Source organism: Paenibacillus sp. SEL1 (genome assembly GCF_054602535.1).
Window position 1 is genome coordinate 4,852,675 of the sequence record NZ_CM137723.1, and the last position, 13,284, is coordinate 4,865,958.

At 43.9% G+C, this 13,284-nt stretch carries 9 protein-coding genes and 1 pseudogene; 7 read left to right on the forward strand and 3 right to left on the reverse strand.

What is annotated here, in order from left to right:
* Window positions 1-9: 9 nt before the first annotated feature.
* From ACYCSE_RS22320 to aiiA, 3 genes are read right to left on the reverse strand one after another with little or no spacing between them, the layout of a single operon-like run.
* Window positions 10-1,398, reverse strand: coding sequence for an Asp-tRNA(Asn)/Glu-tRNA(Gln) amidotransferase GatCAB subunit A (locus tag ACYCSE_RS22320; RefSeq protein WP_029515916.1), 1,389 nt, complete (start codon window positions 1,396-1,398; stop codon window positions 10-12).
* A gap of 45 nt (window positions 1,399-1,443) precedes the next feature.
* Complete coding sequence (locus tag ACYCSE_RS22325) at window positions 1,444-2,766, reverse strand: MFS transporter (RefSeq protein ID WP_459699968.1); 1,323 nt, start codon at window positions 2,764-2,766, stop codon at window positions 1,444-1,446.
* Between the two features lie 14 nt (window positions 2,767-2,780).
* Complete coding sequence (gene aiiA, locus ACYCSE_RS22330) at window positions 2,781-3,539, reverse strand: quorum-quenching N-acyl homoserine lactonase AiiA (RefSeq protein ID WP_336078431.1); 759 nt, start codon at window positions 3,537-3,539, stop codon at window positions 2,781-2,783.
* A gap of 681 nt (window positions 3,540-4,220) precedes the next feature.
* Here aiiA and ACYCSE_RS22335 point away from each other — a divergent pair.
* From ACYCSE_RS22335 to ACYCSE_RS22365, 7 genes and pseudogenes are all read left to right on the forward strand, one after another.
* Window positions 4,221-4,448, forward strand: a pseudogene (locus tag ACYCSE_RS22335) (NAD(P)H-binding protein); the annotation flags it as partial.
* Window positions 4,449-4,622: 174 nt separating this feature from the next.
* Window positions 4,623-5,645, forward strand: a complete 1,023-nt coding sequence (locus tag ACYCSE_RS22340; RefSeq protein ID WP_322175844.1) for an NADH:flavin oxidoreductase/NADH oxidase — start codon at window positions 4,623-4,625, stop codon at window positions 5,643-5,645.
* Between the two features lie 612 nt (window positions 5,646-6,257).
* On the forward strand, window positions 6,258-6,668 hold the full coding sequence (locus ACYCSE_RS22345) for a MarR family winged helix-turn-helix transcriptional regulator (RefSeq protein ID WP_250261362.1): 411 nt from the start codon (window positions 6,258-6,260) through the stop codon (window positions 6,666-6,668).
* A 74-nt stretch (window positions 6,669-6,742) separates the two neighbouring features.
* A complete protein-coding gene (locus ACYCSE_RS22350; protein ID WP_459699972.1) occupies window positions 6,743-8,506 on the forward strand; it encodes an ABC transporter ATP-binding protein in 1,764 nt (587 codons plus the stop codon).
* The gene (locus tag ACYCSE_RS22355) at window positions 8,499-10,349 is read left to right on the forward strand and encodes an ABC transporter ATP-binding protein (RefSeq protein WP_459699974.1); all 1,851 of its coding nucleotides are present in this window, start codon (window positions 8,499-8,501) and stop codon (window positions 10,347-10,349) included. Before ACYCSE_RS22350 ends, ACYCSE_RS22355 begins: the two co-directional genes overlap by 8 nt.
* Before the next feature lie 120 nt (window positions 10,350-10,469).
* On the forward strand, window positions 10,470-10,778 hold the full coding sequence (locus ACYCSE_RS22360; protein WP_025723019.1) for a hypothetical protein: 309 nt from the start codon (window positions 10,470-10,472) through the stop codon (window positions 10,776-10,778).
* Between the two features lie 299 nt (window positions 10,779-11,077).
* Entirely contained in the window at window positions 11,078-11,257 is a 180-nt protein-coding gene (locus ACYCSE_RS22365) for a hypothetical protein (RefSeq protein WP_459699976.1), read from the forward strand.
* The last annotated feature ends 2,027 nt before the right edge of the window (window positions 11,258-13,284 follow it).

The window sequence follows — 13,284 nt, forward strand, 5'->3', positions numbered from 1 at the left end:
TATTCAGGCTTACAAATCCGGATGTCTCTTGTGCCAGTCTGTATTCATTTCATAAGTATTGCCGATACCTAGTACTGTCGCTTCTTCGAAGGGGCGGCCAATCAATTGCATATTAATCGGCAGACCGGAAGGTGAGAAGCCGCAAGGCATGCTCAGGCTAGGCAAGCCAGTCAAATTGGTCGGAACCGTAAATGAGTTCAATCTGAATACACTAGCATCATCATCTGCACGCGGCGCAGTGATCGGTGTTGCCGGCGTCAACAAGATGTCGATTCCGGACAATGCATTCAAAAAATCATTGACAATTAGTTGCCGGGCCCGCTGAGACTGAAGGTAAATGGAAGCCGGAATATCTCTACTGCTTTCAAGAAACATTCGGACGTCCGGTCCATACTGTTCCAATTCTGTCTCAAGCCACTTCTCGTGGTACGAGTACATTTCCGTCATCATAATGGCCATCGTCGCACTTCTAACATGTTTGATCAGGGGCAGGCTAACTTCGATGATTTCTGCTCCCAGTTCTCGGAATTTATTGATAGCGGCCTTCATCGCAGCTTCCACTTCCGGCATCAAATCCTCGTAATAGTAGCTTGTCGGCAATCCGATACGCACACCCCTGAGACCATTCGGATACATCTTGATACCTGGCGCAGGCAGATCGACAGTCGATTCATCCTTTGGATCGAAGCCAGACATCACATCCAAGCACAGGGACGCATCCATGACACAGCGGGTCAACGGACCCGAGTGGTCCAATGACCAGGCCATTGGAATGATACCATACCGACTGACCCGACCGTACGTCGGCTTCATCCCTACGACACCGCACAAAGCAGCGGGTATGCGGATCGAACCTCCGGTATCCGAGCCTGTGCCCAGATAAGTAAGTCCAGCCGCTAAAGCAGAAGCCGAGCCGCCGCTTGAACCTCCCGTTACAAGTTCAGTGTTCCACGGATTGAGGCAAGGACCGAAGTGCGGGCTAGTTGTTGTCAATCCCGCAGCGAACTCGTGAGTCTGTACTTTGCCTAGCAGAACTGTTCCAGCCTCATGTAGCTTAGCTGCAACCGTCGAATCGTAATCGGGGACGAAGCTGTTCAATATTTTTGAACCGGCAGTTGTTCGGATCCCTTTAGTGTAATATAGATCCTTATGAACGATGGGAATCCCGTGAAGGGGCCCTTTGTACCGACCATGCATAATATCGCGTTCCGATTGCTTCGCTTGTTCAATCGCCAGTTCGGACGTTTGGGTAACGAAAACGTTCAGTTTCGGATTCAAACGTTCGATGCGGTGAAGCGCATGTTCTGTAATCTCTACCGGGGATATTTCCCTTGTTCGAATCCCCTCGGCCAGCTCATGAATAGCAGCAAAGGACAGTTGGAAATTTAATTTACTCATCTATTCATCCTCCGTATCTTTCGGACATGTCGTAAGTCTACCAAACTAATTACCATAGCTTCCGCTACGATTTGCTTTTCTTGCGAATAAGTATGTCAGGATTGCCAACAGGGAAATGGTAAAATAAACAACAGAAAAAGGCATCTTTAGATCAATCAGTCGGCCGACCAGCGCAGGGCCGAATGCTCCGCCTAGGAGATAGGCCAGTGTGAAAACACCCATCCCTACACCCAGCTCAGCCGAACGGAGTGTCGTCGAAACTAAATTGCTGCTAGAGGTGAGGACACCGTTGAATCCAATCATAAGGATAATGATCAATAAAGCGTCGATCCATGGCGGCAAATGTACGGATACCCCCAGTAGTATAAATCCGCTGATGACGAGACTTTGCGATATGACAAGCACGCGGGAGCTTCCGAAACGATCTGTCCAACCTCCGATCCGGGATCCGAGCAAGGCTGCACAGGCGGCACCGGGAAGCATCAGCAGACCGATTTTACTAGTTGGTAAATGAAAGGAATTCTTCATCATGACAGGAAGAGTAAAGGTTAACCCCGTGTTGCATACGAAGGTAAGGAATCCAATCCCTAGAATTCGTCGGTAAGGAGCATTTTTCATGAAAGATGCATCGATAAATGGATGTTCTTTTTTCTGAATATGAGTACCGAACCATAGAAGAACTGCTGCTCCTGCAATGAGCATAAACCAATAGTTCGTAACCCCTAGCAATACCAACGCCAGTCCCGCGGAGAACAAAACAGCTCCGAGAAAATCGAATGAACCGCGGTCGTGTTTCTTGTCAGGAACATACTTGAATATCAAAGGGATAACAAATAGGCTCAGACTGGACACGATGAACAAAGCACGCCAGCCAAAGTATTGCTCCACGAAACCGCCGAACACAGGCCCGAAGCCGGAAGCAAAGGCAATTGTGGCGGATAAGGTTCCCAGCACCCGTCCCTTGACTGTAGGCTTAAAATACAGGGTTACTGCCGCATAAGACAGGGGAGAGATGGATGAGGCCCCTGCTGCCTGCAGCAGTCTTCCAATGATGACTTGCAAGTATGAATCTGCAAAAAAGCCGATCATAAAGCCGAAAGCTAAAAGGATTAAACCAATGACATACAGCTGGCGAAAGGAAAAGGACTCCGTTAACTTGCCGTAAGTACCGGCGCCGATAGCCATCAAAATGCTGTAACCGACCATAACCCAGCTCACCTGCGAGGAGGTCAGGGCAAAGTCAGCGGAAATCGAAGGTATAGACAAATTAAACATGGTCATATTGATGTTTCCGAAAATAATGAGCAAGCAAAGTGTCCCCATTAATTTCCGCTCATTGCCGGATAAAGCCATTGATTGAGTATCCATAGCCTGTCCCTCCATTACAGGAAGTCAGGAAAGGTGCGGCATTTTTGCGCCTGATCTCTATCGTGTCCCAAGAAAACATAGGACGGCCGAACATCCTGAATTAACTCCTGCATGCGAGTAATCGATTTGGCAGCCATCTCTTGATCGAATGTCAAGAACGGTACGCTATTCTCGAAGTTCTCCCGAGTATAAGCAACATCAATTGTCAGTAGCACTGGACCCGACTTTTCCGTTGTGACAAGGACTGATTGATGGCCAGGGGAATGACCCGGAGTGAATAAAATTTGAACCCCCGGAATCAATTCATGGTCACCCTCAATGATTTGATATTGTAAATCGGGCAGCCTGCACTCTAATGGAGAGTAATCCTCATTGTTTATGGCCGCATCATACTCTGCCCTTTGAATAAGGATCGGCGTATTGCGGAAATGCCCGTTTCCCCCAGAATGATCCAAGTGTAAATGGGAGCTAATGACCATTTGAATATCGTCAGGTCGATAACCTACACGCTTTAACACATTTACGATCGAGTCGCCGTCAGACATGTTGGGGACGACGCGCCCTTCACGTCTAGTCCCCTTGTAGTAATCGGGATTGTTGATAAAAGCGTCGGGCATTCCCGTATCGATGAGTATCAGCCCGCTGGTCGTTTCCAATAGAAAAGACCACACAGGCATTCCGACTAATTTCCCGGGGGCAAGGGTTCGATTAACTGCCGATTGATCTAGGAAACATTCACCTACAGGTAAAAAATACAACTTTTTGATATTCATCCCAGTTTCACCCTTCATATTATAAATTCGGACAGTTTGTCCGATTTGTTTTGATTATATCGGACAAATTGTCCGATGTCAATTTGTTATCGGCGGTTGGGCTTCGGCAAAAGCCTTACACCTGCAACAATACGCCAAGCTAAAGAATGTCGCCTAGGTGGAGTGCAAAGAAACAACGGGGCTGCGTTAAAGCCGCAGTGTACAAAAACCAAGGGGATCGCGATATCAAAGTGAGCAAGAGTATTTGCGGCTAAAGAGCCACGCAAGACAAAAGCCAAGGAGCTAAGGATATCTTATTGAATACACTTCCGGCATATTGACGCAGGTATGAGTTACGGTAATACATGAGACGAATTTAGCTATACTTTTTTTGGTATATGTCTTAGACTTTTTTAGCCGGGCAGATTGCCTACAGTTTACTCAAACGGATGTTGTGTCGCTGTTGCGGTTCAGGTAGAACCAGTAGCTAAAAGGAATCTACTGGTTCTCATTTCTCTTCACAGTTATAGAATGACGAGTGATCATATTAGGGTGTGATTATGTTATTGTTGGAGGATAAGTCTCAGTTATAATCCAAAAAAACGTAAAAATTCTCAGTTAAAGCAAGAAAGTATCACTTATAACTAGAAATTTTAGGAATGTAAGAATAACTTTTGTCTCAAGTATAGCCATTACTCATAGCTGGAAAGCAGCAGTTTGAACTACACAATCATAAGACTGGGGATTCTTTTAAATGAAATCGGTACGGGAAAAGTGGCTGCCGCGGAGAATATCACCTATGGCAGTATCCCACGTGAGGATGTAGCCCGTGCCATTGTGGCAGCTTTAGATGAGGAGAACACATACAAGCGAGCATTTGATCTGATTACTGGTGACGATTCAGTTGTCGAAGCATTGCAAAAAATCTGAAGATGAATGATCAAGTGTGAATCCAAACAATAAAGAATTATTTGCACCAATTACTTTGAAGTTTTGAAATCATGCCTAGAGTTGACAAATGAAACAAACATGTTAATGTATATGCTTGTGCATGCATTTTATTGATGCATTTCATAATATAAATCAGAGAGGAGTCTTTCTCACATGAAAGATTTATTTAGTCCCTATACAATTAAAGGTTTGGAATTGAAAAATCGCGTAGTTATGCCTCCAATGTGCCAATATTCGGTTGACAAAAAGGATGGGGTCGCCACAGATTGGCATTATATACACTACGTTAGCCGGGCGGTAGGCGGAGCTGGTTTTATCATAATTGAAATGACAGATGTAGAGCCAGATGGTCGTATCTCCGATTTTGATCTTGGTTTATGGTCAGATGAGCAGATTCCTGCTCTCAAACGGATTGTAGATGCTTGTCACAGCTACGGTGCCAAAGTGGGAATCCAGATCGCGCATGCCGGACGCAAGGCGGAAGATGCTGAAGTCCCTGTAGCACCATCTGCTATTGCATTTGATGAAAATTCAAAACAACCTCGCGCGCTTGCAACCGAAGAGGTTAAAGGACTCGTTGAGAAATTTCGTGCTGCTGTAGCTCGCGCTGTTAAGGCTGGATTCGACAGCATTGAAATTCATGGTGCACATGGCTATTTGATTCATCAATTTCATTCGCCGCTTACGAACAAACGGGAAGATGAATATGGTAAAGATCTTACCCTTTTTGGTCGGGAGATCATTCAGGCAGCGAAGGGCGAAATGCCGGAAGATATGCCACTGTTGATGCGTATTTCTGCCAAAGAATATGTAGAAGGTGGATATGGTATTAAGGAAAGCATTGCTTTTGCCAAGGAATATCAAAAGGCAGGAGTAGATATGTTTGATATTTCATCTGGCGGTGAGGGACCTATAGCTGCATGGGGCAGACCAGGAACTCACGCAGCGTATCAAGTCCCCTTGGCAAAAGATATCAAAGAAGCTCTGGATATTCCGGTGATGGCCGTTGGAAGACTGGAAGATCCAATTTTGGCGAATGCAGTTATCGGTAATGAAGAGGCCGATCTGGTTGCTGTGGGTAGAGGGATGTTGAGAAATCCTTATTGGTCACTGGAAGCAGCATCAAAATTGAAAAAAGAAACTGCAATCCCTACACAGTATACTACAGGGTTTTAAGACTGACTGTATACATTACTGATTGAGCCTGCTTGGGTCAGTAAAACGATTCGAATCGATTAAGCAAAAAAAGTACGTCCTTTAGACCTTCTGTAAAGTACTCTATCAAGGTACTCTACAAAAGGTCTAATTAATGAACTCTGCGATCACAGAGAGCATCCAGAATATTGTTGCTCAAATCAATTTGCTGGCTGCCTGGGCAGGAGCATGGAAGAAGGTTTCCGATTGTGGCGGGAGAAGTGCGTAAGATTGCCGAATATGCTTTGAATCTGTGGGCGGAATCGATGACCAGACGATTCATCAAAGTACGGCATGTAGAACTTGACCTTACAAACAATAATGAAGATGTTCAGAGGAAGATACATAAGAAGAGATTCAGTTTTAGCTCTGATGTCTTTACATTGGACTTTGTGTAGAAAAATTGGTACAAATACAAGCTAGTTACGAAGGATTTTTTTGTATTCCATATTTTCTCTAATTGACTTTGTGACTCGACATTATTATTATCTTATACTATAAGATTAATTATCTTATACTATAAGATTAATTATCTTATACTATAAGATTAATTATCTTATAGTATAAGGTATTAGCGAGAAGGTGTTGTGACCATTGGATTATAAAGCATTAGCGACAGAATTATTCGAGTATATCGTCAAATCGCGGAAACCGGCATTAGAGGAACGAGGGCACTTCTCACGTGGCGAAATGGGGATTCTCATTTGTCTGAATTTCAATAAGGACGGGGTTACCTCTGGCCACTTGAGCGAATACTTGTCCGTCAGTACGGGACGGGTAGCAACGGCACTGAAGAGTCTGGAGAAGAAAGGACTAGTTGTACGGCGTACTGATGTCAACGACAAACGTAAGGTGATTGTATTCATTACGGATTCAGGTAAGCAATTTATGATTGATAAGCATAATGAAGGAATTGCATGGACCGAGAATGTTCTTCGAAAGTTAGACGAAGAGGATGCTAAAGAACTGATTCGACTCATTAAGCTTATTGTCTCTAGAAGCTGAATTTCTATGCAGATGCAGGACGCACCATACTTCACCAAACATCAAAGACTATCAGATAAAAGGAGAGCAACAGAATGCTAAAGATATTCAAATATCTCAAGAAAAATGAATGGATGCTCGTACTTTGCAGCCTAGCTTTCATCGTTGTGCAGGTATGGCTTGATCTGAAGCTGCCTGATTATATGGCGGAAATTACGACCAAGCTGCAAACGGAAGGAACGCCTGTGTCCGAACTGCTGATTCCCGGCAGTTACATGTTGTTTTGTGCCGTCGGCAGTATGATTGCATCTATTATTGTGGGCTATTTCGCGGCAAAGGTGGCTGCTGGGCTGGCTATGCGTCTGCGTGCGATGGTCTTTGACAAGACCTTATCCTTTTCGATGGAAGAGATGAACAGCTTTTCGACGGCAAGCCTCATTACCCGCTCCACGAACGATGTTACGCAGATTCAAACGGTGGTTGCGCTGGGGCTGCAGGTGATCATCAAGGCACCTATTCTGGCCGTATGGGCTATTGTGAAGATTGCGGATAAAAACTGGCAGTGGACCGCCTCCACAGGAGCGGCCGTGGCTGTTCTGATTTTAATGCTAAGTGTCATTGTTGTTTTCGCTCTTCCAAGTTTTCAGAGAATCCAGCGTCTCACCGATAATCTGAACAGGGTAACACGTGAGCATCTGATCGGACTTCGGGTAGTACGCGCTTATAATGCAGATCAGTATCAGCAGGAGAAGTTCGAGCAGGCTAACGTTGAGTTGACGAATACAAACCTGTTCGCGAACCGATTAATGACGATGATTGGCCCAGGTATGACCTTTATTATGTCAGGTCTGAGTGTCTCTATCTATTGTATCGGCGCTTACCTGATTAACGGGGCGGCCGTACCAGACCGCATCACGTTGTTCTCCAATATGGTCGTATTCTCCTCTTATGCAATGCAGGTGGTTATGGCCTTTATGATGGTAAGTATGATATTCATTCTGATGCCTCGCGCCTCGATCTCTGCCAAACGGATCATGGAGGTTTTGAATACCGAATCCAGCATCATTAACGGGCATGAGACGACAGGAGAAGAGAGCGTTATGGGGCAAGTGGAATTCCGTAATGTCAGCTTCAAATATCCAGACGCGGAGGAGGCCGTGCTTCGCAACATTAGCTTTACGGCGAAACGAGGCGAGACGGTTGCCTTTATTGGCGCTACAGGCAGCGGAAAAACCAGCGTGATCAATCTGATTCCCCGTTTCTATGATGTGACCGAGGGAGAGGTACTCGTGGATGGTGTGAATGTCAGGAACTATAATCAGCAGGCACTCCATAACAAAATCGGGTATGTCCCCCAGAGAGCTGTATTGTTCAACGGTACGGTTGTATCCAACGTTTCGTATGGCGATAACGGAAGAGCAGGAGCTTCGGAGAAACTCGTTAAAGAAGCCGTTGGTATTGCTCAAGGAACGGAGTTTGTCGAAAAGATGGATGGTCAATATCAGGGTAGAATTTCGCAAGGTGGAGCGAACGTGTCCGGTGGCCAAAAGCAGCGGCTGTCCATTGCGCGTGCCATCTACCGTCAGCCGGAAATTTATATTTTCGATGATTCCTTCTCGGCATTAGACTACAGAACAGACCGGATTCTGCGCTCCGCTCTCAAAAAAGAAACCGGCCACGCTACGACACTTATCGTTGGTCAGCGCATAGGTACGATCAAAGACGCTGATCGGATTATCGTGCTGGACCAGGGAGAGATTGTAGGGAGCGGCACGCATGAAGAGCTGATGACGAACTGCAGCACCTATCAGGAGATCGCATATTCGCAGCTTTCGAAGGAGGAACTCATACATGGATAAGAATGAACACACCCTCGACAGCCAGCAAATGAAAATGAATCAGGGAGGTCCCATGGGTAAAGGCCCTGCGGGGGGCAAGGGTGCTGGTGAAAAAGCGAATAATTTTAAAAAGACCATCAGCCAGCTTGTATCCTACAGCAAGGCCTATGTGCCTATGATTATACTAGCTATGGTACTGGCCCTGGTCGGCTCCACCCTCAACGTGATTGGCCCCGATAAGCTCAGCGATATTGCCAACCTGATTCAGGAAGGAATCGTGACCGGGATTGATGTAAGTGCTGTTCAGAAGATTGTTCTTGTATTGGCGCTTTTATATGGATTTGGTCTTATCTTTAACTATTTTCAGGGCTTCATTACAGCAACCGTCTCACAGCGTCTTACAAAGAAGATGCGGACAGAACTGTCTCGAAAAATCGATCATATGCCTTTGAAGTATTTTGACTCTACGAGTTACGGTAATGTGCTTAGCCGTGTAACCAACGATGTCGATACCATTGGACAAACGTTAAACAACAGTCTCGGCACGCTTGTCAGTGCGCTGGCTACCTTTGTAGGCGCCTTGATTATGATGCTGTATACGAACTGGATCATGACCGTTACCGGAATTATAGCTACGCTGATCGGCTTTTGCCTGATGAGCGTGATTATGAAGCATTCACAGAAATACTTTGTAGCACAGCAAGCGGAGCTTGGCCAGATCAACGGTCATATCGAAGAAACTTATGCTGGTCATAACGTAGTCAAGGTATATAACGGGGAACAAGCAGCCAAGGAAGTGTTTCATGGCATTAACAGCCGCTTATATACAAATGCATGGAAGTCCCAATTCATGTCTGGTCTGATGATGCCAGTTATGATGTTCATTGGAAATTTTGGTTATGTTGCGGTCTGTGTCGTGGGAGCTTTGCTGGTCAACCAACAGACTATAACTATTGGAACTATTGTCGCCTTCATGGTGTATATTCGTCTGTTTACACAGCCCTTGTCGCAGCTGGCACAGGCTGCAACCAATCTGCAGTCGGCGGCTGCCGCCAGTGAACGTGTATTCGAATTTCTGGGTGAAGAAGAATTGGCAGATGAGCGTCACAAGACCATAAAGCTGGACACTGCCAAAGGGGATGTCGAATTCAAACATGTCCGTTTCGGCTATAATGCAGATCGTATGATCATCAAGGACTTCTCCATGAAAGCTGAAGCTGGCCAGAAAATTGCCATTGTCGGTCCGACAGGCGCTGGTAAGACCACGCTCGTGAATTTGCTCATGCGGTTTTATGAGCTGAACGATGGAGAAATCTACATTGACGGCACCCCGATTAGCCAATTAACGCGCGAAAATATTCATGAATTATTCTGTATGGTGCTTCAGGATACCTGGCTGTTCGAAGGAACGATTCGTGACAATATCGTCTTTTCCAAAGATCATGTTACCGATGAGCAGGTGGAAGCTGCATGTAAAGCGGTGGGTCTGCACAGCTTCATTAAAACACTGCCGCAGGGCTATGATACAGTGCTGGATGACAAAGCCAATCTCTCTGCCGGTCAAAAGCAATTGATTACCATTGCAAGAGCGATGATTGAAGATTCACCCATGCTCATTCTGGATGAGGCCACAAGCTCGGTCGATACGCGTACGGAATTGCTGATTCAACAAGCGATGGACCAGCTGACTGTGGGGAAAACCTCTTTTGTGATTGCTCACCGACTTTCGACGATCAAGAATGCGGATCTGATTCTGGTCATGAAGGACGGTGACATTATCGAAATGGGTAACCATGAGGAATTGTTGGCTAAAGGCGGCTTCTATGCCGATCTATACAATAGTCAGTTTGAACATGCATCTTAAAAGTAACTGCTTGAAAGCACAATAAATATCCATATAATTCCAACGAAATTGACATCAGCATATGGACATTATAAGGTATGAAAGCCAGAATTTTTTAATCATAATTGTGGAGGCAGATCAATGAACCAGCGTTTTCGAATCACCCGTTCCATGCAGGAAAGTCCTGTGGAGCAATCCATTTCCCTGGAGGAGTGCAAAGATTACTTTGCATCCCAGCCAGACTTTTCGTATTCACGAGTACTAATCATACAAGGTGCTGAGAGCACCATGTCGATCGAGGGAGATTTTTTCATGTGGAAGTATGCTGATGTAGAAATACCTTTTCGTCATTACATGGGTGATGTGTATGTGGCTATTTCCGATGAGGCTGTCGTGCCTAAGATGATTGAAATTGCAACAGATTTGCAAGCAGATGTGGTGGATGGGTGAAGAACTATTCACTATTCTTATTCTGCTGAAGGTAGTTGACTTCGTAGTATATCTTTACAGCAAATTGACAGTGCTGATTTCTGCCTGCTGACATCGAGTTACATAGATGTCAGCATTTTTGTTAATTATGTCAATATACTGGGAAGAATAATCCATACCACAAAATACATATTCCATTGGCTTGATGCTAAGAGACTTAACAGCTGGATCAACTAAAAGGGGAACGATGCTAGGTTAGAGATGTTTCGCTGTTTCACATTACGGAGGCAGTGCAAGCTGGTAAATTAGGCGAACAACCATTGACGGTAAAAAGCTGCGATTTAATTATTGCTTTGGATGGCGCATTAATGGAGATCTCCAGCTCGGAACAGTTCGGATTGTCAGGATGGGCTGTCAGCGCTCGTTTGTATGGGATGTTTAGCGAGGAAGACAGTAATGAGATTGTTTTGCGTAAAAAACTGGAGCTTCCCAACGAGTGAAGCATTTCGAATCATTTTCCTGCCTGACGCACACCATTTTGAATCGGTTAATGTGAACAGCTGCGGCAAGCCCTTGTCATTTAAAAGACGTGATGTACGAGGGTTTGTCTGGATTTCTGATGAGTGGTTTCAAAGGATTCGTTTCCTGTCTGGTCACAGGGCAGAAGCTCACTCGGTTGTGATGCGCTCGGTAACAAAAACGATTCGATTCGTACAACAGTATACATCACACAACAAATGTTTCCGGTACGTTCGCTGTGAGAGTATTCACTTCATTCTTAAGGGTCAAGTCGCCAAAATCTTAAAATAGCAAGTCTCTTGCAACATGGAGACTTGCTATTTTGTATTTTCCGTTCATTAAATTTTGCGAAAAAAAATAGTTCCAAAGTTATGAGTTTTCTAAAAATTTATATTTTTAAAGGGGAATCAAAACGTTTCTATTAATTAAAAAATAAAATTTATAGCTTAAATTAAACGGAATTTAAGCTGAACTAAAATTTCAGGAGAAAAATTAAAGAAAATTCCGCATGTAAATTGGTTCAAAAGATCTATTAAAAGTCACTATCTATTTAAAAAGTGAAGAGTTATTAATTTTGAATTATTCCAGCTTAATGCAAATAAATTCCATGATATAGGCAATTAAAGAATATTGCTGAAAAAGTTGAAATTTGTCGGATAATGTCAGGATTGATTTGTTATATTTGTGTTAATGGTATGTAACGTAAAATTTGTTTTGGCACAAGGGTTTTGGACTTTCTTGCAAGCCTACATCATTTTGATTTTATCAATTTATAAAATCAAAAATTTTGTTTTGAATCACGTTAACGGGTCATGGTCAGTATTCAATTTAATAAAAAATTAAAATTCTTGCATTTGAAGATATAAAAATAATGGAATAATATGGGTTATTTATTGATTTCATGAAATCCATTAATTTGGAACTTATGTCCCATGCTAATCGGTTTTAAAGTTTGTATATTTAAAATAGCTAGAAAGTATTGGGAGGAAAAAAGGGATATAAGGATTTATTGTGAGATTTTGGACAGTAAGAGGATATGAGAAATTTATATGTCAACTCGGTCATGTCTTGGTTTTAAAAACGTGATCCATCTGACTGAGAAGATCCAGTTATTTTGTTTCGCCCGACATGGGGGCTTTAAACCTGAATGGCTTACAGAACATGAAAGTTGTTCAGCAGAAGCTCCATGGATATCAAGCAGAACAATATGCCCTCACAGCTTCCCGAAATGGCTTCATAAGTACATAAGCTGTTTTCTTTTTTAGACACTGTATGGGAGCACTGATTGTAATTGAAACAGCATGGCAGTTGTATAGGCAAAACTGCAAGATTTCCTGTCCATAGCATCATATCTGGTAAATCCGTCTCACATTTTCCGTAATCCAAAAGACAACTCTATTATTTTTAAGGTATACGAAATATATCCTTTAACAGCCTGGGAATCCCGTTGACTCGTCCGATGACCATCATTTTTCATCCATGTACAAAATCAGGAAGTTATAAGCGCAGTCGTGAGTATTTTTTTGTCCTTTCATCTTAGAATTACGCTCCTCACCACGCTGCAGCAGCTCATGTATCTCACAGCATCGATACCCTCCAGCCAAGATTCAAACAGCACACAGCATGATACACTACGTTGTTAACACTGCGGCAACCATTCTACAACCCACCACCAAGATGTACTCTCAGCATAATTCAAAAAAGTTCTCACTCCATGCACATATTCATACATCCAGAGTCAGAGTTATTTCACTATGTCCGCCCAACTAAAAAAGCTTGCACTGCGAAAGTGTGAGTGATGAAAAAGAGAGATGTGCTTGTTTCTATTCAAATTTAGCTCTTCGAAGACACCCATATCTCAATGGTATATCAGGAGTGGTCGCTTTTGCCGACTGCCATTGGCAATTTAATGCCGGTGAAAAGGTACGCATGACCAGTTCCTTGACAAGGACGGTCATTTATGAGGAGTTACTTTTTACCCACATCTATTTCGCGAGGAGAGATACGT

Excerpts from the sequence above, each read along its gene's own strand:
- ACYCSE_RS22320 (WP_029515916.1), bottom strand. The coding sequence starts at position 1,398 with ATGAGTAAATTAAATTTCCAACTGTCCTTTGCTGCTATTCATGAGCTG.
- ACYCSE_RS22325 (WP_459699968.1), bottom strand. The coding sequence starts at position 2,766 with ATGGATACTCAATCAATGGCTTTATCCGGCAATGAGCGGAAATTAATG.
- aiiA (WP_336078431.1), bottom strand. The coding sequence starts at position 3,539 with ATGAATATCAAAAAGTTGTATTTTTTACCTGTAGGTGAATGTTTCCTA.
- ACYCSE_RS22340 (WP_322175844.1), top strand. The coding sequence starts at position 4,623 with ATGAAAGATTTATTTAGTCCCTATACAATTAAAGGTTTGGAATTGAAA.
- ACYCSE_RS22350 (WP_459699972.1), top strand. The coding sequence starts at position 6,743 with ATGCTAAAGATATTCAAATATCTCAAGAAAAATGAATGGATGCTCGTA.
- ACYCSE_RS22355 (WP_459699974.1), top strand. The coding sequence starts at position 8,499 with ATGGATAAGAATGAACACACCCTCGACAGCCAGCAAATGAAAATGAAT.
- ACYCSE_RS22360 (WP_025723019.1), top strand. The coding sequence starts at position 10,470 with ATGAACCAGCGTTTTCGAATCACCCGTTCCATGCAGGAAAGTCCTGTG.